At 54.5% G+C, this 22,127-nt stretch carries 19 protein-coding genes, 2 tRNA genes and 1 other RNA gene; 13 read left to right on the forward strand and 9 right to left on the reverse strand.

What is annotated here, in order from left to right; genetic code table 11:
• Positions 1-62 precede the first annotated feature (62 nt).
• From C1N60_RS09530 to C1N60_RS09545, 4 genes are all read left to right on the forward strand, one after another.
• Entirely contained in the window at positions 63-614 is a 552-nt protein-coding gene (locus tag C1N60_RS09530) for an NAD(P)H nitroreductase (protein WP_058774609.1), read from the forward strand.
• A 153-nt stretch (positions 615-767) separates the two neighbouring features.
• Positions 768-1,811: a selenide, water dikinase SelD gene (gene selD / locus C1N60_RS09535; RefSeq protein WP_059009697.1), complete on the forward strand. Its 1,044-nt coding sequence runs from the start codon at positions 768-770 to the stop codon at positions 1,809-1,811.
• A gap of 21 nt (positions 1,812-1,832) precedes the next feature.
• The gene (locus C1N60_RS09540) at positions 1,833-3,755 is read left to right on the forward strand and encodes a DNA topoisomerase III (RefSeq protein WP_104189030.1); all 1,923 of its coding nucleotides are present in this window, start codon (positions 1,833-1,835) and stop codon (positions 3,753-3,755) included.
• Positions 3,755-4,051 carry a YnjH family protein gene (locus C1N60_RS09545; protein ID WP_021510070.1) on the forward strand — a complete coding sequence of 99 codons (297 nt, stop codon included), beginning with the start codon at positions 3,755-3,757 and terminating at the stop codon, positions 4,049-4,051. Before C1N60_RS09540 ends, C1N60_RS09545 begins: the two co-directional genes overlap by 1 nt.
• Positions 4,052-4,084: 33 nt before the next feature.
• Here C1N60_RS09545 and xthA read toward each other — a convergent pair whose 3' ends face one another.
• The 6 genes from xthA to C1N60_RS09575 form a co-directional block, all read right to left on the reverse strand.
• A complete protein-coding gene (gene xthA, locus C1N60_RS09550) occupies positions 4,085-4,891 on the reverse strand; it encodes an exodeoxyribonuclease III (RefSeq protein WP_264443376.1) in 807 nt (268 codons plus the stop codon).
• A gap of 358 nt (positions 4,892-5,249) precedes the next feature.
• Positions 5,250-5,376, reverse strand: a non-coding RNA gene (locus C1N60_RS09555) — RtT sRNA.
• Between the two features lie 40 nt (positions 5,377-5,416).
• A tRNA-Tyr gene (locus C1N60_RS09560) sits at positions 5,417-5,501 on the reverse strand.
• A 44-nt stretch (positions 5,502-5,545) separates the two neighbouring features.
• Positions 5,546-5,630, reverse strand: a tRNA-Tyr gene (locus C1N60_RS09565).
• A gap of 144 nt (positions 5,631-5,774) precedes the next feature.
• Complete coding sequence (gene purU, locus C1N60_RS09570; protein ID WP_031280214.1) at positions 5,775-6,623, reverse strand: formyltetrahydrofolate deformylase; 849 nt, start codon at positions 6,621-6,623, stop codon at positions 5,775-5,777.
• Positions 6,624-6,680: 57 nt separating this feature from the next.
• Positions 6,681-7,136 (reverse strand): YchJ family protein, encoded by a 456-nt coding sequence (locus C1N60_RS09575; protein WP_040679954.1) that lies wholly within the window; start codon positions 7,134-7,136, stop codon positions 6,681-6,683.
• A 96-nt stretch (positions 7,137-7,232) separates the two neighbouring features.
• Here C1N60_RS09575 and rssA point away from each other — a divergent pair, with 96 nt between their 5' ends.
• The 5 genes from rssA (at position 7,233) to C1N60_RS09600 (ending at position 12,743) form a co-directional block, all read left to right on the forward strand.
• Positions 7,233-8,138, forward strand: a complete 906-nt coding sequence (gene rssA, locus C1N60_RS09580) for a patatin-like phospholipase RssA (protein ID WP_021510074.1) — start codon at positions 7,233-7,235, stop codon at positions 8,136-8,138.
• Positions 8,139-8,239: 101 nt separating this feature from the next.
• Positions 8,240-9,256 (forward strand): two-component system response regulator RssB, encoded by a 1,017-nt coding sequence (gene rssB / locus C1N60_RS09585; RefSeq protein WP_021510075.1) that lies wholly within the window; start codon positions 8,240-8,242, stop codon positions 9,254-9,256.
• A 192-nt stretch (positions 9,257-9,448) separates the two neighbouring features.
• Complete coding sequence (gene galU / locus C1N60_RS09590; protein ID WP_021510076.1) at positions 9,449-10,357, forward strand: UTP--glucose-1-phosphate uridylyltransferase GalU; 909 nt, start codon at positions 9,449-9,451, stop codon at positions 10,355-10,357.
• A gap of 23 nt (positions 10,358-10,380) precedes the next feature.
• Positions 10,381-11,721, forward strand: coding sequence for a UDP-glucose dehydrogenase family protein (locus C1N60_RS09595; protein ID WP_021510077.1), 1,341 nt, complete (start codon positions 10,381-10,383; stop codon positions 11,719-11,721).
• 14 nt (positions 11,722-11,735) lie between these two features.
• Positions 11,736-12,743, forward strand: a complete 1,008-nt coding sequence (locus C1N60_RS09600) for an NAD-dependent epimerase (RefSeq protein WP_394521716.1) — start codon at positions 11,736-11,738, stop codon at positions 12,741-12,743.
• A gap of 98 nt (positions 12,744-12,841) precedes the next feature.
• On the opposite strand, the gene hns is transcribed toward C1N60_RS09600, so the two are convergent.
• Positions 12,842-13,249, reverse strand: coding sequence for a histone-like nucleoid-structuring protein H-NS (gene hns, locus C1N60_RS09605; RefSeq protein ID WP_031280215.1), 408 nt, complete (start codon positions 13,247-13,249; stop codon positions 12,842-12,844).
• 82 nt (positions 13,250-13,331) lie between these two features.
• Complete coding sequence (locus C1N60_RS09610) at positions 13,332-13,643, reverse strand: hypothetical protein (protein WP_146068783.1); 312 nt, start codon at positions 13,641-13,643, stop codon at positions 13,332-13,334.
• A 10-nt stretch (positions 13,644-13,653) separates the two neighbouring features.
• On the opposite strand from C1N60_RS09610, the gene tdk reads away from it, so the two are divergent.
• The gene (gene tdk, locus C1N60_RS09615) at positions 13,654-14,274 is read left to right on the forward strand and encodes a thymidine kinase (protein ID WP_058774613.1); all 621 of its coding nucleotides are present in this window, start codon (positions 13,654-13,656) and stop codon (positions 14,272-14,274) included.
• Positions 14,275-14,327: 53 nt separating this feature from the next.
• Here the strand turns inward: tdk and adhE are convergent, their stop codons facing one another.
• The gene (gene adhE, locus C1N60_RS09620) at positions 14,328-17,006 is read right to left on the reverse strand and encodes a bifunctional acetaldehyde-CoA/alcohol dehydrogenase (RefSeq protein WP_058771261.1); all 2,679 of its coding nucleotides are present in this window, start codon (positions 17,004-17,006) and stop codon (positions 14,328-14,330) included.
• Positions 17,007-17,450: 444 nt separating this feature from the next.
• Here adhE and C1N60_RS09625 point away from each other — a divergent pair, with 444 nt between their 5' ends.
• The 3 genes from C1N60_RS09625 (at position 17,451) to oppA (ending at position 22,103) form a co-directional block, all read left to right on the forward strand.
• A complete protein-coding gene (locus C1N60_RS09625) occupies positions 17,451-18,098 on the forward strand; it encodes a YchE family NAAT transporter (RefSeq protein ID WP_031280216.1) in 648 nt (215 codons plus the stop codon).
• Between the two features lie 571 nt (positions 18,099-18,669).
• On the forward strand, positions 18,670-20,304 hold the full coding sequence (locus C1N60_RS09630; protein WP_394521717.1) for an ABC transporter substrate-binding protein: 1,635 nt from the start codon (positions 18,670-18,672) through the stop codon (positions 20,302-20,304).
• A gap of 158 nt (positions 20,305-20,462) precedes the next feature.
• Positions 20,463-22,103, forward strand: coding sequence for an oligopeptide ABC transporter substrate-binding protein OppA (oppA, locus tag C1N60_RS09635; RefSeq protein ID WP_021510084.1), 1,641 nt, complete (start codon positions 20,463-20,465; stop codon positions 22,101-22,103).
• Positions 22,104-22,127 lie beyond the last annotated feature (24 nt).

The raw sequence follows: 22,127 nt of genomic DNA on the forward strand, positions 1-22,127 counted from the left end.
GTTACAAAAGATCGCGCTGTGCCAGGATTAGCCCACGCTTTGTTAATCACGGGAGAATCAAGATGGATGCACTCGAATTACTGGTAAACCGTCGTTCAGCGTCGCGTCTGACCGAGCCGGCACCGGCCGGTGAGGTGCTGCAGAATATTCTGCACGCGGGTATGCGCGCACCGGATCATGGCACGCTGCAGCCGTGGCGCTTCATCATTATTGAAAATGAGGGGCGCGAACGCTTCAGCCATCTGCTGGAGCAGGCCGCACGCGACAGCCAGCTGGATGACAAAGCCATTGAGAAGGCCCGGACGTCGCCGTTCCGCGCGCCGATGATCATTACCGTTGTCGCGCACTGCGAAGCCTCCGCCAAAGTGCCGCGCTGGGAGCAGGTCGTGTCCGCGGGCTGCGCGGTGATGGCGATGCAAATGGCGGCCGTCGCGCAGGGCTTTAACGGCATCTGGCGCAGCGGGCCATGGACCGATCATCCGCAGGTACGCGCCGCCTTTGGCTGCCGCGAACAGGATGCGATTGTGGGTTTCCTCTACCTCGGTACGCCGCAGCTGAAAGCCAATACCACCGTGGTTGCGCCCGACAGCGAGGCGTTTGTCAGTTATTTCTGACAGACAGCAGCGGGTTTCTGCGGCAAGGTGCATGCAACGACACTGATTGCACAGTCGCTGTGCGAAAGATCGCGCTTAGCGGCGACAGCGCTTACCAGCAGCGGGCAGCCAGGCTAACATAGCCCTCTCTGTTCAGCGCACAAGGAACCCGCCATGAGCGAACCGCTTCGTTTGACGCAATACAGCCACGGCGCTGGCTGCGGCTGTAAAATTTCACCTCAGGTGCTTGAGACCATTCTGCACAGCGAACTGGCTGCCTTTCACGATCCGCAACTGCTGGTCGGCAATGAAACCCGTGACGATGCTGCCGTGTACGATCTTGGTAACGGCACGGCGGTGGTCAGCACCACTGACTTCTTTATGCCCATCGTTGACGATCCGCACACCTTTGGCCGTATCGCGGCCACTAACGCCATCAGTGATATTTACGCCATGGGCGGCAAACCGATCATGGCCATCGCTATTCTCGGCTGGCCGGTTAATGTGCTGGATGCGAAGGTGGCACAGCAGGTGATTGAAGGCGGTCGCGCGGCCTGCCAGGCGGCCGGCATCGCGCTGGCGGGGGGCCACTCAATCGATGCGCCGGAGCCGATTTTTGGCCTTGCCGTTACCGGCATCGTTGACGTGGCGCGCGTGAAAAAGAACAGCGCTGCGCAGGCGGGCTGCGAGCTGTTCCTCACCAAACCGCTCGGCATCGGTATTCTGACTACTGCAGAGAAAAAAGGGCTGCTGCGTGCGGAGCATCAGACGCTGGCGGCGCAGGTGATGTGCCAGCTCAATAGCGCAGGGGCGGAATTTGCTAAACTGCCCGGCGTCAGCGCCATGACCGATGTCACCGGCTTTGGTCTGCTGGGGCACCTGAGTGAAATCTGTCTGGGCTCCGGCCTGCGCGCACACGTGCAGGCCGCACAGGTACCGCGTCTGCCCGGCGTGGACCAGTACATTGCGGCCGGCGCGGTGCCGGGCGGCACCAGCCGCAACTTCGCCAGCTACGGCGAGCACATTTCTGCCATGGATGAGGCCACGCGCGCACTGCTGTGCGATCCGCAAACTTCCGGCGGGCTGCTGGTGGCGGTACAGCCTGACGCTGTGGCGGCGTTTCGCGCGTGCGCGGCGCAGGCTGGCGTTGAGGCCACGGCGATTGGCACACTGCTGCCGGCCGACCGCGCCCATCCACTGATTACTGTAGTCACCTGACGTAAAGGAACGACGCCATTCATGCGTTTGTTTATTGCTGAAAAACCCAGTCTGGCACGCGCCATCGCCGATGTGCTACCCAAACCGCATCGACGTGGCGACGGCTATATTGCCTGTGGTAATGACCAGGTTGTGACCTGGTGTGTCGGGCATCTGCTGGAGCAGGCGCAGCCTGACAGCTATGACAGCCGCTATGCGCGCTGGAATCTGGCAGATTTACCCATCATCCCGGATAAATGGCGCCTGCAGCCGCGCCCGTCGGTGGCGAAGCAGCTCAAAGTGATCGAGGGTTTACTGCAGCAGGCCAGCGTGGTGGTGCACGCCGGTGACCCGGATCGCGAAGGACAACTGCTGGTCGACGAAGTGCTCGATTATCTGCAGCTGCCGGCTGAAAAGCGCCAGCAGGTGCAGCGCTGCCTGATTAACGACCTGAATCCTGCGGCGGTCGAGCGCGCGGTAAGCCGTCTGCGCGAGAACCGTGAATTCATTCCATTGTGTGTCTCGGCGCTGGCCCGGGCGCGCGCCGACTGGCTTTATGGCATCAACATGACCCGCGCCTGGACGCTGCTGGGCCGCAACGCCGGTTACGACGGCGTGCTCTCGGTGGGACGCGTACAGACGCCGGTGCTGGGGCTGGTGGTGAGGCGCGATGAAGAGATCGAAAACTTTGTGCCGAAGGATTACTTCGAAGTCAAAGCGCACATCGTCACCCCGAAAGAGGAGCGCTTCGTTGCCAGCTGGATCCCCAGCGATGCCTGTGAACCGTGGCAGGATGACGAGGGCCGTTTGCTGCATCGTCCTCTCGCTGACCACGTGCTTGAACGTATCAACGGCAAACCAGCGTGGGTTACCGGCTACAACGATAAGCGGGAGTCAGAAACGGCGCCGCTGCCATTTTCCCTCTCCAGCCTGCAAATCGAGGCGGCGAAGCGTTTTGGCCTGAGTGCCCAGACGGTACTGGACTGCTGTCAGCGTTTGTATGAAACCCATAAGCTGATTACGTATCCGCGTTCGGACAGCCGCTATCTGCCGGATGAACATTTTGCCGGACGTCATGCGGTGCTGAACGCCATTCAGGCGCATCAGCCGGACGTGTCGCTGCCAGCGGATTTCAATGCGGATCAGAAAAATCGCTGCTGGGACGATAAAAAAGTGGATGCGCACCATGCCATCGTTCCTACGGCGCGCGCCAGCAAGGTGAACCTGAGCGACAATGAAGCCAATATTTACGGTCTGATTGCGCGCCAGTATCTGATGCAGTTTTGTCCCGACGCGGTATTTCGCAAATGCGTCATCGACCTCGATATCGGCGGTGGCAGGTTCGTCGCCAAAGCACGTTTTCTTGCCGAAGCCGGCTGGCGTGCGCTGCTGGGCAGTAAAGAGCGCGATGAAGAGAATGATGGCACGCCGCTGCCAGTGGTGAGTAAAGGCGATGAGCTGTTGTGTGAGCGTGGTGAGGTGCTGGCGAAGCAGACTCAGCCGCCGCGGCCGTTCACCGACGCCACGCTGCTGTCGGCCATGACCGGTATTGCCCGCTTTGTGCAGGATAAAGAATTAAAGAAAGTGCTGCGTGCGACCGATGGTTTAGGAACGGAAGCGACGCGCGCCGGCATCATAGAATTGCTGTTCCGCCGTACATTTCTGGTGAAAAAAGGTCGCTATATTCACTCAACCGAGGCGGGCAGGGCGCTGATTCATGCGTTACCTGAGATGGCCGCGCGGCCGGATATGACGGCGCACTGGGAGTCAACGCTTACCCGCATCAGTGAAAAAGCCTGTCGCTATGATGAGTTTATGCAGCCGCTGGTCAGTACCTTAATTGGTTTGATCGGTGAGGCGCGCCAGAGGCCGTCGCTGCAGGCTTTTCGTGGATTAGCCGCGACCGGAGCGAAGACGCGCAGTAAAGGCAAAACGCCCCGGCGCAAAACGAAGGAGACGGAATAATGCGTTACGCAACGCTGTTGCTGAGTGGGCTGCTGTTGTGCAGCCATGCCGCGCTGGCTAATCGCCAGCCGGAGCCCGCGCGAATGGGCAATACCGATGTGGTGGTGGATATGCCGCCGGAAGTGTGGACGCAGGGGCAGAATCGTCAGCAGAACAACTGCCTGCAGTGCTGTATCTATGAAAACCGCAGCTACTCCGAAGGCGCCGTGGTGAAAGCAGAGGGCGTATTGCTGCAGTGTGCGCGTGACGAAAAAGTGCTGGGTACCAATCCGCTGATTTGGAAAATCATTAAATAAGCGAGCGTGGCGCGCAGGCGCCACGCTGTTCAGTTACAGCCTGAAACTGGACCACACCGGCGCGTGATCGGACGGTTTGTCCATACTGCGAATGTTGTAGTCGATGCCGCTGTCGATGCAGCGTGATGCCAGCGGTGGGCTGGCCAGCAGCAGATCGATGCGCAGACCGCGGTTGTCATCAAATCCTTTTGAGCGATAGTCGAACCACGAGAAGCGATCGGCGGTTTCCGGGTTTTTCTCACGCCACGTATCGACCAGTCCCCACTGCAGCAACCGGTCCATCCACTCGCGCTCTTCCGGCAGGAAAGAGCATTTGCCGGTGCGCAGCCAGCGCTTGCGGTTCTCTTCACCAATACCAATGTCCAGGTCGGTACTGCTGATGTTCATATCGCCCATGATCAGCACCGGCTTGTCGGCCGCCAGTTGCTGCTCAAGATAGCTTTGCAGGTCGCGATAAAACTTCTCTTTGGCCGGGAACTTGATGGGATGGTCACGGCTTTCCCCCTGCGGGAAGTAACCGTTGATGACGGTGATATCGCCAATCGGGCTGGGAATTTCTGCCATGATCAGACGTCGCTGGGAATCTTCGCCGTCATCAGGAAAACCGCGTCGAACTGCCACCGGCTGCGTCTTGGTCAACAGCGCCACGCCGTAATGGCCTTTCTGGCCGTGATAAAACACGTTGTAACCCAGCTTGCTGACCTCTTCCAGCGGGAACATATCATCGTGCACTTTAGTTTCCTGCAGGCCGATGACATCCGGTTGATGCTGTTCAACCAGCGCCGCCAGCTGATGAGGGCGTGCGCGCAAGCCGTTGATGTTAAAAGAGACAAATTTCATTTCGCTGCCATTTTTCGTCGCAAAAGGTTGCGGCGATGGTAACCAGGTTTGCGGCAAAAGTCATGGCTTGCGTCATAAGAGCGTGACGATAAGAGCGAGAGGCAGCACGCAGGTGATTTGTGGTGGTGGACGCAGGAGAGCGGGGTCAGGCAGGCGGTGCCGTTCAACTGGGGCGTTGATGTGAATATCAAAGTGCGCATTAATGCGCACCCTACAATCCGGGTGACAACTGGGACGATGAGAATAGAAACCGGTCACATGGGTAACACTTGAGTCCGTATCACTGTAGGGTCGCCATTGATGGCGACCTGCATCGCGTAAATTCAGATGTCGGTCTGGTGAAAAGTGCAGCATGAAATGGTGGCGGGAGAAGGATTATTCGCCGCAAGCGGCTCACCCTGCGGGCCGCGCTGCGCGCGTTGTCTCACTGCGTTCGACCCGAACCTTCGGTCGAAGCTTCTCATCCTTCTCCAGGTGTTATTAACTGGCTTTATTGACTGGCTGGAAGAAGAGTGCAGCATGAGATGGTGGCGGGAGAAGGATTCGAACCTTCGAAGTCGATGACGGCAGATTTACAGTCTGCTCCCTTTGGCCGCTCGGGAATCCCGCCAGGGATATGAAGCTCAGAAGATTCAGGCACAGAATGGATTCAGATGGTGGCGGGAGAAGGATTCGAACCTTCGAAGTCGATGACGGCAGATTTACAGTCTGCTCCCTTTGGCCGCTCGGGAATCCCGCCACTGGCCTGAATCTTTATGCCTGAAAGCGGGGCGCATCATACCAAATGCGTTCAGTCTGTAAAGCGCCCGCAGTAAAAAACTCAATCGTTTGCCCACTTTTTACGCGTGGCGCTGAAGAGTTGCGCAAATCAGCGCCGCAGTGGTTAAAGAATGATCGTGCGGTTGCCGTAAACAAACACGCGCTGGCCCAGCACTTTATACAGCGCGCGGCTTAGTACATTCTTTTCCACGTCGCGTCCGGCACGCATCATCTCTTCAGCGGTATAGCTGTGATCGACGTTAATCACGTCCTGCATGATGATCGGGCCTTCATCCAGGTTGTCGTTCACGTAGTGCGCGGTGGCACCGATGATCTTCACGCCGCGCTCATAGGCCTGATGATAAGGACGGGCGCCAATAAAGGCTGGCAGGAACGAGTGGTGAATATTGATGATCTGGTTGGGATAACGCTGCACAAACGCCGGCGTCAGCACGCGCATGTATTTCGCCAGCACCACGTAATCCGGCTGATAGCGATCGATCTCATCCGCCATGCGGTTATCGTGCTCTTCGCGCGTCAGGCCTTCATGGCTGACCAGCACGAACGGGATGTCAAAACGCTCGACCAGCGAACGCAGCGTTTCATGGTTACCAATAACGGCGGCGATTTCCATGTCCAGACCACCAAAGGCACTCTTCATCAGCAGATCGCCCAGGCAATGCGCCTCTTTGGTGACCAGAATCACCACGCGGCGACGTCCGGCGCTGTGCAGCTCACGTACCGAACCGGTCGGCAGCGCGCTGTCGAGGTCAGCCAGCAGCGTGTTGTCGTTGAAAATGCCTTCCAGCTCTGTGCGCATGAAAAAGCGCCCGGTACGGTGATCGACGAACTCATTGTTCTGCACAATGTTCAGTTCGTGCTTGTAGCAAATGTTGGTGATCTTGGCGATCAGACCTTTGGCATCGGGGCAAATGGTCCGTAAAACTTTTCGTTGCATGGTTTGCGCTTGCATCTCGATCAGAGTCCTGTCAAAGCGATGAATGGTGAAGCTGTTGGGCATCTGTCCAGATTAGCCACAACATTTTTTGTATTTTTTATCGGAGCCACAAGGACAGCGATCGTTACGCCCTAACTCCGGCGTTGTTCCGTCGACATAGTACCAGCGTTGATCCTCGCGAAGAAAGCGTGAACATTCATACAGGCTGCAGGTACGGCCTTTTTCGAGATAACGCGCAAAAAAAGTGACGAAGGCTTCATTCTCATGGCTTCCGTGATTACAACGGGTTACATTCAGGCCAAGCCATTCTGTGGTGGCGAAACTTTCGGATAATAGCGTCTCCAGTCCGGCCACGCGCTGGCTGGGATGCCAGGTTTCTACCAGCCAGGCGGCGTTTTGCTTAACGTAAGCGCTGTAACGCGAGCGCATTAACTGTTCAGCGCGCTGTGGCGTTTGTTGCCCGTTCAGAAAGGGCTGACAACATAGGCTATACTGCTCTCCGCTGCAGCAGGGGCACTTTTCGGACACATCATCTCCTGAGAGTGATTAAAGTTAATGAAAGTGTGCGCTATGTTAGCCGACTGGCCAGCGTGAAGCTACGCATCAGGTTGATCACGAGGTGAGATGAGAAAAGTCAGGATTGGGCTGGCCCTGGGATCGGGCGCTGCCAAAGGCTGGGCGCATATTGGTGTCATCAACGCGCTGGAGCGCGCCGGTATTGAGGTGGATGTCGTCGCCGGCTGTTCCGTCGGCGCACTGGTGGGTTCTGCCTACGTCAACGGCCGTCTGGCGTTGATGGAGAAGTGGGTCAGCGCATTTCGCTACTGGGATGTTATCCGTCTGATGGACCTCTCATGGCAGCGTGGCGGCCTGCTGCGCGGCGACCGGGTGTTTAGCCATATCCGTCAGCTGATCCCTAACGAGCTTATCGAAGACGCGGATAAGCGCTTTGGCGTGGTGGCAACCAACCTCAGCACCGGACGCGAGCTGTGGCTGACCGAAGGTGATTTGCACCAGGCGGTGCGTGCATCGTGTAGTATGCCAGGCTTATTGCCTCCGGTTGGCTACAATGGTTATTGGCTGGTGGATGGTGCGGTGGTCAACCCGGTGCCGATTTCGCTGACCCGCGCGCTGGGCGCTGACATTGTGATTGCCGTTGACCTGCAACATGATGCGCACCTGATGCAGCAGGATCTGCTGTCGGTCACGCCGCAGAGCGGTGAAGAGGCGGCAGCGGCAGAAGCACTGAGCTGGGGCAAAAAACTGCGCCAGCGTCTGATGGGGTTAACCCATCGGCGCGCCAGCCAGTCTCCAGGCGCGATGGAAATTATGTCTACGTCAATCCAGGTTTTGGAAAATCGCCTGAAACGTAATCGTATGGCAGGCGATCCGCCGGATGTGCTGATTCAGCCTTTTTGTCCGCAGATTTCAACGCTGGACTTTCATCGGGCTGAAGAGGCCATTGCGGCAGGCAAGGCCGCCGTGGAGAAAAAAATGGATGAACTATTACCGCTGGTCCGTAGCAGATAATCAGTTGTTCATTCACGGGGGTTGTGACTTCAGCCAATTCTGAAAGGCGCAACGGCGTTTTATGAACCACTATTGAAATATCTGGTACGCAGGGGGAGAGAATGGAAAAACCGCTAATCGGCAAAAAGATACTCATTGTCGAAGATGAGGTCGTTTTCCGTTCATTGCTGGACACATTGTTAACTGGCCTCGGAGCCAGCACGTTCGAAGCGGGCGACGGACTCGACGGCCTGAATTTACTCGCCGCGCAGTCGGTGGACCTGGTCATTTGCGATCTGGAAATGCCGCGCATGGGCGGTATTGAGTTTGTCGAGCGAATTCGTACACGCGGTAATAGCGTGCCCATCCTGATCATCTCCGCCACGCAGAACATGGCCGACATCGCCCACGTGCTGCGCCTTGGCGTGCAGGACGTGCTGCTCAAGCCGCTAAAAAACCTGGAACGTTTCCGTGAAGCGGTGTTTGAGTGCCTCTATCCTTCGATGTTCACCTCGAAAGTGGAAGAAGATGAACAGCTGTTTCAGGACTGGGATGCCCTGGTGCGCGATCCGCTCGCTGCCGCCAAGCTGCTCAAACAGCTGCAACCGCCCGTCCAGCAAACCATCGCCAGCTGCCGCATAAACTACCGTCAACTCACCATGGCGGAACAGCCGGGGCTGGTGCTGGATATTGCCGCGTTGTCGGACAAAGATCTGGCGTTTTATTGCCTGGACGTGACGCGTGCCGGCGACAACGGCGTGCTGGCTGCATTATTGCTCAGAGCACTGTTTAACGGTTTATTGCAGGAGCAACTGTCCGGGCAAAAGCAGCGTCTGCCGGAACTCAATGGTCTGCTGCGCCAGGTGAATATGCTGTTGCGTCAGGCCAACCTGAACGGTCAGTTCCCGCTGCTGGTGGGCTACTATCATCGTCAGTTGAAAAATCTGATTCTGGTCTCAGCCGGTCTGAATGCCACGCTGCACATCAATACTCAGCAAATCCAGCTCAGTAACGGTGTGCCGCTTGGCACTATGGGCAGCACCCATCTTAATCAAATCAGCCAGCGCGCCGATGCCTGGCAATGTCACGTCTGGGGAGCCGGCGGCCGGCTTCGCCTGATGTTATCGTCCGAAGAATAGCCACTCAGATTTATATTTTCCGCGGGTTAAAGACAGGGCCAAAGCTTAGCTTTACACTTGGGTAATAGTCTTAAATTCCGCGGATTAACTCCATCCAGGATAAATCCGTCTGACACTAACTGATATACTCATTTCGTTTTTAAACCGACATATCAAGTATTAACTTGAACGGCCTATTAAGAGAGGTATTTGATGTCTGCCTATAAGTCTAAAGTAAAAAAAGCGGTAATCCCGGTTGCAGGTCTGGGTACGCGTATGCTGCCTGCCACCAAAGCTATTCCAAAAGAAATGTTACCGCTGGTCGATAAGCCGTTGATCCAGTATGTCGTGAACGAGTGTATTGCTGCGGGTATTAATGAGATCGTGCTGGTTACGCACTCCTCTAAAAACTCCATCGAAAACCATTTTGATACCAGTTTCGAACTGGAAGCGATGCTGGAAAAACGCGTGAAGCGTCAGCTGCTGGATGAAATCCAGTCCATCTGCCCGCCACACGTCACCATCATGCAGGTACGTCAGGGTATCGCCAAGGGCCTCGGTCACGCCGTGATGTGTGCTCATCCGCTGGTCGGTGATGAGCCAGTCGCGGTGATTCTGCCAGACGTGATTATTGATGAGTACGAATCTAACCCAACCAAAGATAACCTGGCAGAAATGCTAACGCGCTTCGAAGAGAGCGGTCGCAGCCAGATCATGGTTGAGCCAGTCGCCGATGTCACCGCTTACGGCGTGGTTGACTGCCAGGGCGCAGAGTTGGCACCGGGCCAGAGCGCACCGATGGTGGGCGTGGTTGAGAAGCCAAAAGCCTCGGAAGCGCCATCTAACCTGGCGGTAGTCGGTCGTTACGTGCTGTCTGCGGACATCTGGCCTCTGCTGGCGAAGACCCCTCCGGGTGCCGGCGGCGAAGTGCAGCTGACCGACTCCATCGCCATGCTGATGGAAAAAGAGACCGTAGAAGCTTACCACCTGACCGGCGTGAGCCACGACTGCGGTAACAAACTGGGTTATATGCAAGCTTTTGTTGAGTATGGCGTGCGTCATCCGGTGCTGGGCAAAGATTTCGCTCAGTGGCTCGACGGCGTTGCAGGCAACAAAAAGTAATTCATTAAGCACAGGATAATTCAATGAAAGTCACTGTATTTGGTATCGGCTATGTCGGTCTGGTTCAGGCTGCGGTGTTAGCCGAAGTCGGACATGACGTTCTCTGTATTGATGTCGACGAAAAGAAAGTCGAAAACCTGAAAAAGGGCATCATCCCAATTTTTGAACCGGGCCTGACGCCGCTGGTTATGTCTAACTATGAAGCGGGGCGTCTGAAATTCAGCACCAACGCAGAAGAGGGCGTAAACCATGGCGTAATGCAGTTTATTGCTGTGGGCACGCCGCCGGATGAGGATGGCTCTGCCGACCTGAAATATGTGACTGCGGTTGCGCGTACTATTGCGCAGCACATGAACGATCACAAAGTCGTCATCGACAAATCTACCGTGCCGGTAGGCACCGCTGACCGCGTGCGCGCGGTGATGAGCGAAACGCTGAAGCAGCGTGATGCCAATATCGCGTTCGATGTGGTCTCCAACCCGGAGTTCCTGAAAGAGGGCGCCGCAGTTAACGATTGCATGCGTCCGGAACGTATCGTGGTGGGCACTGACAATGATGAAGTGGTCGAACTGCTGCGTGAACTGTACGAGCCGTTTAACCGTAATCACGATCGCATGATTCTGATGGATATCCGCAGTGCAGAGCTGACCAAATATGCAGCTAACTGCATGCTGGCGACCAAAATCAGCTTCATGAACGAGATTTCCAACCTTGCGGAACGCCTGGGTGCTGACGTGGAAAAAGTACGTCAGGGCATCGGTTCTGATTCACGCATCGGTTATCACTTTATTTATCCGGGCTGTGGTTACGGCGGTTCCTGCTTCCCGAAAGACGTGCAGGCGCTGATTCGCACTGCAGAGTCAATCGGCTACACCCCGCGCCTGTTGCAGGCAGTAGAAGACGTCAACGATTCGCAGAAGAACAAGCTGCCGACGTTTATTAAACGTCACTTTGGCGACGATCTGCGTGGCAAGACGTTTGCGCTATGGGGTCTGGCGTTCAAACCGAACACCGACGACATGCGTGAAGCCTCAAGCCGCGTGCTGATGGAAGCACTGTGGCAGGCGGGCGCAACGGTGCAGGCGTTTGATCCGGAAGCGATGGAAGAAGCCCAGCGCATCTACGGTCATCGTGACGATCTGAAGCTGTGCGGCACTAAAGAAGCTGCGCTGCAGGGCGCCGATGGTCTGGTGATCTGCACCGAGTGGCAGAACTTCCGTGCTCCGGATTTCGACGTGATTAAATCCTCGTTAAAACAACCCGTGATTTTTGATGGTCGTAACCTGTATGATCCGGAGCGTATCAGCAAACGCGGTTTCGTTTATTATGCAATCGGCCGCGGAGCGTCTATTCAAATTGTGTAATAAATGAGGGATGTATGAATTTTCTGGTCACCGGCGCGGCAGGATTTATTGGTTTTCACGTTAGTCAGCGTTTGCTGGCTGCCGGTCACCAGGTTGTTGGTATCGATAACCTGAATGATTACTACGATGTCAGCCTGAAACAGGCGCGCCTCGACCAGATTAGCGCACATCCCGCGTTTACTTTTCTTAAAATGGACCTGGCAGATCGCCAGGCCATTTCTTCCCTGTTTGAACAGCATGCTTTTGCGCGTGTGATCCATTTAGGTGCACAGGCGGGTGTTCGCTATTCCATCGAGAATCCGCACGCCTACGCTGATGCCAACCTGATTGGTCACTTAAATATTCTGGAAGGTTGCCGTCATCATAAGATTGGCCACCTGCTGTATGCTTCATCGAGTTCGGTTTATGGCCTGAACCGTAAAATGCCGTTCTCCACGGATGATTCCGTTGATCATCCGGTATCACTTTATGCTGCGACGAAAAAAGCCAACGAATTAATGTCGCATACCTATTCACATCTTTACCAATTACCTACCACCGGATTGCGCTTCTTTACCGTTTATGGTCCGTGGGGCCGTCCGGATATGGCGCTGTTTAAGTTCACCCGCGCGATGCTGGCCGGTGACGCGATTGATGTGTATAACCGCGGCCAGATGACACGTGACTTTACCTATATTGATGATATTGCCGAAGCGATTGTGCGTTTGCAGGACGTGATTCCGCAGGCAGATGAAAACTGGACGGTGGAAAACGGCTCGCCTGCCACCAGTTCGGCGCCGTATCGCGTGTACAATATTGGCAATAGTCAGCCTACCAGCCTGATGACTTACATTGAGTCGCTGGAAAAAGCGCTGGGGATTGAGGCGAAGAAAAATATGCTGCCGATGCAGCCCGGCGATGTATTAGGCACCAGTGCAGACACCCAGCCGCTGTATGACGCGATAAATTTCCGCCCGCAGACCAGCGTAGAGCAGGGCGTGCAGCATTTTGTTGACTGGTACCGCGACTTCTATCAGCAATAAGTCGCGATAAAAAAAGGAAGCCAGCGGCTTCCTTTTTTCTTACCCGGTGTAAAACAGAGCACAGCGCCAGGGCTGGCATGCTGCGAAGCACTGGTTCCTTACAGCAGGAAATCGTCCAGTTGTTTACCTTGTTCTTCAATCGCTTTTTTAATCACGGCTGGCGTACGTCCCTGGCCGGTCCAGGTACGGTTCTCACCGTTCTCGTCGACGTAACCATACTTCGCCGGACGTGCCGCACGTTTGGCTTTACCTGGCGCTTTGGTTTCCGCTAATGCCTGCAGCAGTTCGTTTGGATCAATACCGTCTGCCATCAGCATTTCACGATATTGTTCCAGCTTACGGCTGCGCTCGGCATTTTCCGCCTGGGCGAGAGATTCTTCTTCACGACGTTCATTCACCACAACCTCAAGTTTTTCCAGCATCTCTTCCAGTGTTTCCAGAGAGCATTCCCGAGCCTGCGCGCGCAATGTACGGATATTATTAAGAATTTTAAGTGCTTCGCTCATTGTCCTAATCTCAAAATATAATAAATGGAGTTGTTCTGCCGCCTCATAATAGTGGCGGCGAAAAATAACTGCAATAGCCAGATTAAAAAGCAAAACGTAAAGTTAATGTTGTTAAGCTTTTTAAGGCGCTATTTATTATTCTTTTTATAGATTTGATAGCACAGGTTTTGCAGGGATAAATACCGCTGTGCGCCTTTCGCCCGGGCATCAGCGCTATTAATGCTGAATAAAATTGCTGCATGATGACGGCTTTGACATAACGTGCGAAATGTTGATAACGATGCCGCTGATCTATGATCATGGCGTTAATTTGAGCAGTTGATAAAAATAATGCATCGCAACAGTGCAGCAGCTTTATGATAGACTCACGCGCAACAGTTTCGGGCAGTGACAAGAGACATTTTATGGCGCAACTCTATTTTTATTACTCAGCGATGAACGCGGGAAAATCCACCGCACTGCTGCAGTCTTCCTACAATTACCATGAGCGCGGCATGCGTACGCTGGTGTATACCGCGGAAATTGACGACCGCTTCGGCGCCGGAAAAGTCAGCTCGCGTATTGGTCTTTCGTCTCCGGCTTTTTTATATAACGCGCAGACCAACCTGGAAAGTGAAATAGCGGAACAGCACGCGAAGCAGACGGTTCACTGTGTACTGGTGGATGAGAGCCAGTTTCTGACGCGGGAGCAGGTGAAAGCCCTGTCGGACGTGGTAGATAATCTGGATATTCCGGTGCTGTGTTATGGTCTGCGTACCGACTTTCGCGGTGAGTTATTTACCGGCAGTCAGTATTTACTGGCCTGGGCCGATAAGCTGGTGGAATTGAAAACCGTGTGTCACTGTGGACGCAAAGCCAGCATGGTGTTACGACTGGATGCTAAGGGTAAACCGTTCAGCGAAGGGGAGCAGGTGGTGATCGGTGGTAATGAGCGTTATATCTCTGTGTGCCGCAAGCACTATAAACAGGCGATAAATGACGGCTCGCTAAACGCCATTTACGGTTCACAACTGCCTCACGCCTGAATAGCCGCAGCATAAAAAAACCCGCCGCAGCGGGTTTTTTTATATCAGGCCAATCAGGCCTTCTTGGTTTTCTTCTCACTCTTAACGGCTTTAGCTTCACCCTCAGCAGCAACACTGTTATCTGCTTCTGAGAACTCACGTCCATAGAAGGTATCCAGCATGATTTGTTTCAGTTCAGCAATCAGCGGATAGCGTGGGTTAGCACCGGTACACTGGTCATCGAACGCATCATCCGCCAGCTTGTCGACTTTCGCCAGGAAGTCAGCTTCCTGCACGCCCGCTTCGCGGATAGAGGTTGGGATACCCAGCTGAGTTTTCATCTCTTCCAGCCATGCCAGCAGTTTTTCAATTTTCTGCGCGGTACGGTCACCGGCAGCGCTCAGACCGAGATGGTCAGCAATCTCAGCATAGCGGCGGCGTGCCTGCGGACGGTCGTACTGGCTGAAGGCAGTCTGCTTGGTTGGATTGTCATTCGCGTTGTAGCGAATCACGTTACAAATCAGCAGGGCGTTGGCCAGACCGTGTGGAATGTGGAACTCAGAGCCCAGTTTATGCGCCATGGAGTGACACACGCCGAGGAAGGCGTTGGCGAAAGCGATACCGGCAATGGTCGCCGCATTGTGAACACGCTCACGAGCTACAGGATTTTTCGCGCCGTCGCGGTAGCTGGCAGGCAGATTCTCTTTCAGCAGTTTCAGTGCCTGCAGCGCCTGACCATCGGAATATTCGTTGGCCAGTACCGATACGTAGGCTTCCAGCGCATGAGTGACGGCATCCAGACCACCAAAGGCGCACAGCGAACGCGGCATCTCCATTACCAGGTTGGCATCGACAATCGCCATATCCGGCGTCAGGGCATAGTCTGCCAGCGGATATTTCTGGCCGGTGGCATCGTCGGTCACTACCGCAAACGGGGTAACTTCTGAACCGGTACCGGAAGTGGTGGTGATGGCCACCATGCGCGCTTTGACACCCATTTTCGGGAACTTGTAGATACGTTTACGGATGTCCATAAAGCGCAGCGCCAGTTCTTCAAAGTGGGTTTCCGGATGCTCGTACATCACCCACATAATCTTGGCCGCATCCATCGGTGAACCGCCGCCCAGGGCGATGATCACGTCAGGTTTGAAGCTGTTCATCTGCTCGGCACCTTTACGTACGATGCTCAGCGTTGGGTCTGCTTCTACTTCAAAGAACACTTCGGTCTCAATACCGTGTGATTTCAGCACGCGGGTAACCTGGTCAGCATAACCGTTGTTGAACAGGAAGCGGTCGGTGACGATAAAGGCGCGTTTTGCACCGTCTGTCGCCACTTCTTCCAGCGCAATTGGCAGAGAACCGCGGCGGAAGTAGATAGACTTCGGAAGTTTATGCCACAACATATTTTCAGCTCGCTTGGCCACGGTTTTCTTGTTGATCAGGTGTTTTGGACCCACGTTTTCAGAGATAGAGTTACCACCCCATGAACCGCAGCCCAGTGTGAGTGAAGGGGCCAGCTTGAAGTTATACAGGTCACCGATCCCGCCCTGTGAAGCCGGGGTGTTGATCAGGATGCGCGCGGTTTTCATTTTGTCGCCGAAGAAGTTAACGCGCTCGCGCTGGTTATCCTGGTCGGTATAAAGACAGGAGGTGTGGCCGATACCGCCCATTGCCACCAGTTTTTCTGCTTTATCCACCGCATCGTAATAGTCTTTCGCGCGGTACATGGCCAGCGTTGGCGAGAGCTTCTCATGGGCGAACGGCTCAGACTCATCCACCAGTTTCACTTCACCAATCAGAATTTTGGTGCTCACCGGCACGCTAATCCCTGCCAGTTCAGCAATTTTGTAAGCCGGCTGGCCGACAATCGCCGCGTTCAGCGCGCCATTTTTCAGGATGATATCCTGCACCGCTTTCAGCTCTTTGCCCTGCAGCAGGTAGCCACCGTGGCTGGCGAAGCGCTCACGCACGGCATCATAGACAGAATCCACCACAATCACTGACTGTTCAGACGCGCAAATCACGCCGTTGTCGAAGGTTTTTGACATCAGGATCGAGGCAACCGCGCGTTTGATATCGGCCGTTTCGTCAATCACCACCGGAGTGTTACCCGCGCCCACACCAATCGCTGGTTTGCCGGAGCTGTAAGCCGCCTTCACCATGCCCGGACCACCGGTGGCGAGAATCAGGTTGATATCCGGGTGATGCATCAGCTGGTTAGAGAGCTCAACCGATGGTGCATCAATCCAGCCAATAATGTCTTTTGGCGCGCCGGCCGCGATAGCAGCCTGCAGTACGATATCTGCCGCTTTGTTGGTGGCATCTTTGGCACGTGGATGAGGAGAGAAGATGATACCGTTACGGGTTTTCAGGCTAATCAGGGCCTTGAAGATGGCGGTAGAGGTCGGGTTGGTGGTGGGCACGATGCCACAAATCAGGCCAATCGGCTCGGCGATGGTGATGGTGCCAAAGGTATCATCGGTGTCCAGCACGCCACAGGTTTTTTCGTCTTTGTAAGCGTTATAAATATATTCGGAAGCGAAGTGGTTTTTGATGACTTTATCTTCAACGATACCCATGCCGGATTCGGCAACGGCCATTTTGGCGAGAGGGATACGGGCATCGGCAGCGGCGAGGGCGGCTGCACGGAAAATGGTATCAACTTGTTCCTGACTAAAATTGGCGTATTCGCGCTGTGCCTTTTTAACACGTTCTACCAGTGCGTTAAGCTCGGCAACATTAGTAACGGCCATAATACTCTCCTAAGGAAGTTAAACTTTTTTAGTAAACAAGCCTGAATCCAGAAGTATAGTCTCGTTACGCTTATGGATAGCTAAGGATGGCGATGCCCGTGCCGTTGCTTACTAAAAAGGTTTTTCCGCCAGGATGACCTGTGTCACAGGGTTGAGTTCCGATGGGCTAAGATTACCCCTGATGGGGTAGGCGATTTATGATGCAGATCAATTTAACTATCAGCTGACACCTTTCAGCGCTCACTTTTGCAAGTAAAGTTAGCGTCGACGGCTACAGAAGCCGATCTGACCCGCTGCAGGCCGATAACATCGCGCTAACAGTAGCGGAATAAACTGGGATAGTGCTTTAAGTGCAGCATTTATTTCTGCGTTAGCCTCTGGTGTTTCGCCAGGCTTTTGCACTACATTAAGCGCGATTTTTTTCGCCATCACCTGGAGCCCACCGTGACCCCTGCGCTACTCGATCTTTCTGGCTACATTAAATTTTTTGTGGGTTTGTTCGCGCTGGTTAACCCGGTCGGCATTATTCCGGTATTTATCAGCATGACCAGCTACCAGGCGGTGGCGGAGCGCAATAAAACCAACCTGACCGCGAACCTGGCGGTGGCGATTATCCTCTGGACCTCGCTGTTTCTTGGCGACGGTATCCTGCATCTGTTTGGTATCTCGATTGACTCTTTCCGCATCGCCGGTGGCATTCTGGTGGTCACCATCGCCATGTCGATGATCAGCGGCAAGCTGGGTGAAGACAAACAGAACAAGCAGGAGAAGTCAGAAACGGCGATTCGCGAAAGCATCGGCGTGGTGCCGCTGGCGCTGCCGCTGATGGCGGGGCCGGGCGCGATCAGCTCGACCATTGTCTGGAGCTCGCGTTATCACAGCTGGCCAAATCTGCTGGGCTTTACCCTGGCGATTGCGATATTTGCCTTCTGCTGCTGGTTATTATTCCGGGCCGCACCGCTGATGGTGCGCGTATTGGGACAAACCGGTATCAACGTCATTACGCGTATCATGGGGCTGCTGCTCATGGCGCTGGGCATTGAATTTGTCGTGACCGGAATGAAAGCCCTGTTTCCAGGATTACTGAATTAACGGCGGTTATTTTTTATCGCTAAGCGCTTTGTGAACCAGAATGGTGCAATTAAACGAAATATTGCACCATTATAGTGATTTTATTTGTCGCGCTTAATATTGGCTTAACCTCATCAGTTTTACTACTTATGCCATCCTGCACATAGCCTGACCCGCAAAATACTGTGATAATTGTCACAGTATATCCCTCTGCTCTGCAAATAATCCGCAGTATCATTCTATGGCTTGCGCTGTAAATCCGAATAAATATCCGGGCTTCAGCATTGAAAGCAGCAATATTCGTAAATATTATAAAGTTAGTTGATTAACGAATAATTAACGTGCAAATCAGGCTGAAATTCATTGTTTATCAGTGGATTAATCGATAATTTTGCTCAAGAATTAACACTTTTCCTGTGCGCGGCAACGTGATAAAAGAGAATCAGCTAACATTTTTGTGGTTTAGCTTTGGCGTGCGGGCAACGCTTCTGATAATTTTCGGCTCACCGCAAAATTTTTTATCTGCTAGCAACAAATGTGTACGCTTCTTGCTTACTGCTATCAGGTTTATGTTGAAGGTTGATATTGGTTGATGAAAAGCATGGTAGCGAAAACGGCAGCGCGCACGTTTCTGGCGCTTTGCCTATCCAGTGCGCTGGCGCAAAGTCAGGCCGCTGAGATCCCAGCCGGGACGTCATTAGCGGATACGCAACGCATCGTTATTAACAACGGCAGCGAAGTGTCCTCGCTTGATCCACAAAAAGTCGAGGGTGTGCCGGAATCCAATGTGATTCGCAATCTGCTGGAAGGACTGGTTGAGACCGACAACAACGGTCAACTGGTGCCCGGCGTGGCGCAGCAGTGGCAAAATCAGCAGGGCCGCATCTGGACGTTCACGCTGCGTAAAGACGCCCGCTGGAGCAATGGTGAGCCTGTCACCGCGCAGGATTTTGTCTACAGCTGGCAGCGTCTGGCCGATCCCCGCACCGCCTCGCCGTACGCCAGCTATTTGCAGGCTGCGCACATCAGCAACATTGATGCCATCCTCGCCGGTAAAGCTGCGCCTTCCCAGCTCGGCGTGAAAGCGCTGGACGATCATCATTTGCAGGTTACGCTCTCTGAACCGGTCCCGTATTTTGTTGATATGCTGGCTCATACTTCGATGAAACCGGTGTATCGTCCGGCGGTAGAGCAGTGGGGCGATGCCTGGACACAGCCGCAGCACTACGTGGGTAATGGTGCTTACACGCTGGCAGATTGGGTGGTGAACGAGCAGATCGTGGTGAAGCGTAATCCGCACTACTGGGACAATGCCCATACCACGCTGGACGAAGGCGTGTTTCTGGCGCTCACCTCTGAGAATAGCGATATAAACCGCTATCGCAGTGGCGGTACCGACATGACCAACAGCGTGGTGCCGCCCGATATGTTCAAAAAGCTGCAGCAGGCGCTGGGAGACGAAGTAAAAGTCAGCCCGCTGCTGTGCACCTTCTATTACGAAATCAATAACAAGAAAGCGCCGTTTGACGACGTCCGCGTACGCAACGCGCTGAAGTTAACGCTCGACCGCGACATCATCGCGCAGAAAATTATGGGGCAGGGACAGATCCCGGCCTACGGCCTGACGCCGCCCTTTATTCACGGTATTTCTCTCAATACGCCAGCGTGGGCGCAGCAGACGCAGGCGCAACGTAACGCGGCAGCGAAGCAGCTGCTGGCGGAAGCTGGCTTCAATGCCCAGCATCCGCTGCGTTTTACCCTGTTGTATAACACCTCAGAACAGAACAAGCGTCAGGCGATTGCGGCTGCCTCGATGTGGCAAAAGAATCTCGGTGCGCAAGTCACGCTGCAAAATCAGGAGTGGAAAACGCTACTGGAGACACGTCATCAGGCACAGTTTGATGTGGTGCGCGCCACCTGGTGTGCGGATTACAACGAGCCATCCAGCTTCCTCAATCTGCTGCTGAGTGGCTCCTCCATCAACACTGCGTTTTATCACAGCGCCGCATTTGATGCGCTGATGGCGCAAACGCTCAACACCGCGGATGACGCGCAGCGCGCGCAGCTCTATCAGCAGGCTGAACAACAGTTGGATCAGGATTCACCGATCATCCCGGTTTACTACCGCGTTAGCGTGCGGCTGGTGAAGCCGTGGGTGGGCGGTTTCAGCGGCAAAGATCCGCAGGATATGCTGGCGCTGAAATACTATTACATAAAGAAACATTGAGTAATGTGACGATCCGGCGCTACAGTCGGGCGTCACGTTGCCGTGGTAACCCTGCAGGGTGGTAGTGATCTTCGCGCAGACAGGCGGAGATCTCCCGGAAACGGGGTACGCCGGGCGGTCAGCCGACCCGGTGACGATAATAAAACTGGAGCGTAATAATGAACAACATCACGAAAAAAAGCCTGATCGCCGCAGGCGTACTGGCGGCCATCGGCGCGCTGGCAGGGAATGCTGCACTGGCGGCCAACGTACCGGCGGGTACCGAATTGGCAGCGAAACAGGAACTGGTGCGCGGCAATGGCGATGAAGTGCAGTCGCTGGATCCGCACAAAATCGAAGGCGTGCCGGAAGATAATATCGCCCGTGACCTGTATGAAGGTCTGATCGTGAGCGACAGCAACGGCAAGCCGGTTCCGGGTGTCGCGGAAAGCTGGGAAAACAAAGACTACAAAGTCTGGACTTTCCATCTGCGTAAAAATGCCAAATGGTCAAACGGCGAGCCGGTCACCGCGCAGGACTTCGTCTACAGCTGGCAGCGTCTGGTCGATCCCAAAACCGCCTCGCCCTATGCGAGCTACCCGCAGTATGGCCACATCCTCAACGTGGATGACATCATCGCCGGCAAAAAACCGACCTCCGATCTCGGCGTGAAAGCACTGGATGACCACACGCTGGAAGTGACGCTGAGCGAGCCGGTACCGTACTTCGATAAGCTGCTGATTAACGCGGTGATGTCACCGGTGTATAAGCCAGCCATTGAGAAGTTTGGCGACCAGTGGACGCAGCCGCAGAACTGGGTCGGCAACGGTGCCTTCAAACTGGAATCTCACGTGATCAACGAACGCGTGACGCTGGTGCGTAACCCGGAATACTGGGACAACGAACATACCGTACTGAATAAAGTCACCTTCCTGCCAATCAACTCCGAAGTCAGCGATGTGAACCGTTATTTCTCCGAGAACGGCAGCGACATCACTTACAACAACATGCCGATCGAGCTGTTTAAAAAACTGCAGCGTGATAACGGTAAAGAGCTGATGGTGAAACCGTATCTGTGCACCTACTACTATGAAATTAACAACCAGAAAGCACCGTTTACCGATGTCCGCGTGCGTACCGCGCTGAAGCTGGGTCTGGATCGCGACATCATGGTGAACAAAGTGCTGGCGCAGGGTCAACAGCCGGCCTACAGCTTCACCCCGCCAGCCACTGACGGCATGGAACTGCTGCCGCCGGACTGGTACAAGTGGGATCAGAACAAGCGTAACGAAGAAGCGAAGAAACTGCTGGCCGAAGCCGGTTATACCGCTGACAAACCGCTGACCTTCAACCTGCTGTACAACACCTCCGATCTGCACAAAAAACTGGCGATTGCCGCCTCGTCCATCTGGAAAAAGAACATCGGCGTCAACATTAAGCTGGAAAACCAGGAGTGGAAAACCTTCCTGGATACCCGTCATCAGGGCAACTTCGATGTCTCCCGCGCGGCATGGTGTGCCGACTATAACGAACCGACCTCCTTCCTGAACATCATGCTGTCGGACAGCAGCAGTAACACCTCGCACTATAAGAGCGCGGACTTCGACAAAGTGATTCACGATGCGGTGAAAGCGGCGGATGACAAAGCGCGCGTGGCCGATTATCAGAAAGCAGAGCAGATCCTGGATAAAGACAGCACCATCGTGCCGGTTTACTACTACGTGAACGCGCGTCTGGTGAAACCGTACGTTGGCGGCTACACCGGCAACGATCCGCTGGATAAAACCCTGGATAAGAACCTGTACATCATTAAGCATTAATAGCACTCAGGCTATCGACAGTGG

It is taken from the genome of Pantoea sp. SGAir0184, assembly GCF_043544755.1.

Bases quoted from the DNA above. Each gene is read 5' to 3' on its own strand.
- purU (WP_031280214.1), bottom strand. From the start codon at position 6,623: ATGCAAGCGCAAACCATGCAACGAAAAGTTTTACGGACCATTTGCCCC.
- galU (WP_021510076.1), top strand. From the start codon at position 9,449: ATGTCTGCCTATAAGTCTAAAGTAAAAAAAGCGGTAATCCCGGTTGCA.
- C1N60_RS09530 (WP_058774609.1), top strand. From the start codon at position 63: ATGGATGCACTCGAATTACTGGTAAACCGTCGTTCAGCGTCGCGTCTG.
- C1N60_RS09630 (WP_394521717.1), top strand. From the start codon at position 18,670: ATGAAAAGCATGGTAGCGAAAACGGCAGCGCGCACGTTTCTGGCGCTT.
- hns (WP_031280215.1), bottom strand. From the start codon at position 13,249: ATGAGCGAAGCACTTAAAATTCTTAATAATATCCGTACATTGCGCGCG.
- selD (WP_059009697.1), top strand. From the start codon at position 768: ATGAGCGAACCGCTTCGTTTGACGCAATACAGCCACGGCGCTGGCTGC.
- C1N60_RS09595 (WP_021510077.1), top strand. From the start codon at position 10,381: ATGAAAGTCACTGTATTTGGTATCGGCTATGTCGGTCTGGTTCAGGCT.
- C1N60_RS09540 (WP_104189030.1), top strand. From the start codon at position 1,833: ATGCGTTTGTTTATTGCTGAAAAACCCAGTCTGGCACGCGCCATCGCC.
- oppA (WP_021510084.1), top strand. From the start codon at position 20,463: ATGAACAACATCACGAAAAAAAGCCTGATCGCCGCAGGCGTACTGGCG.
- rssB (WP_021510075.1), top strand. From the start codon at position 8,240: ATGGAAAAACCGCTAATCGGCAAAAAGATACTCATTGTCGAAGATGAG.
- rssA (WP_021510074.1), top strand. From the start codon at position 7,233: ATGAGAAAAGTCAGGATTGGGCTGGCCCTGGGATCGGGCGCTGCCAAA.
- C1N60_RS09545 (WP_021510070.1), top strand. From the start codon at position 3,755: ATGCGTTACGCAACGCTGTTGCTGAGTGGGCTGCTGTTGTGCAGCCAT.
- adhE (WP_058771261.1), bottom strand. From the start codon at position 17,006: ATGGCCGTTACTAATGTTGCCGAGCTTAACGCACTGGTAGAACGTGTT.
- C1N60_RS09600 (WP_394521716.1), top strand. From the start codon at position 11,736: ATGAATTTTCTGGTCACCGGCGCGGCAGGATTTATTGGTTTTCACGTT.
- xthA (WP_264443376.1), bottom strand. From the start codon at position 4,891: ATGAAATTTGTCTCTTTTAACATCAACGGCTTGCGCGCACGCCCTCAT.
- tdk (WP_058774613.1), top strand. From the start codon at position 13,654: ATGGCGCAACTCTATTTTTATTACTCAGCGATGAACGCGGGAAAATCC.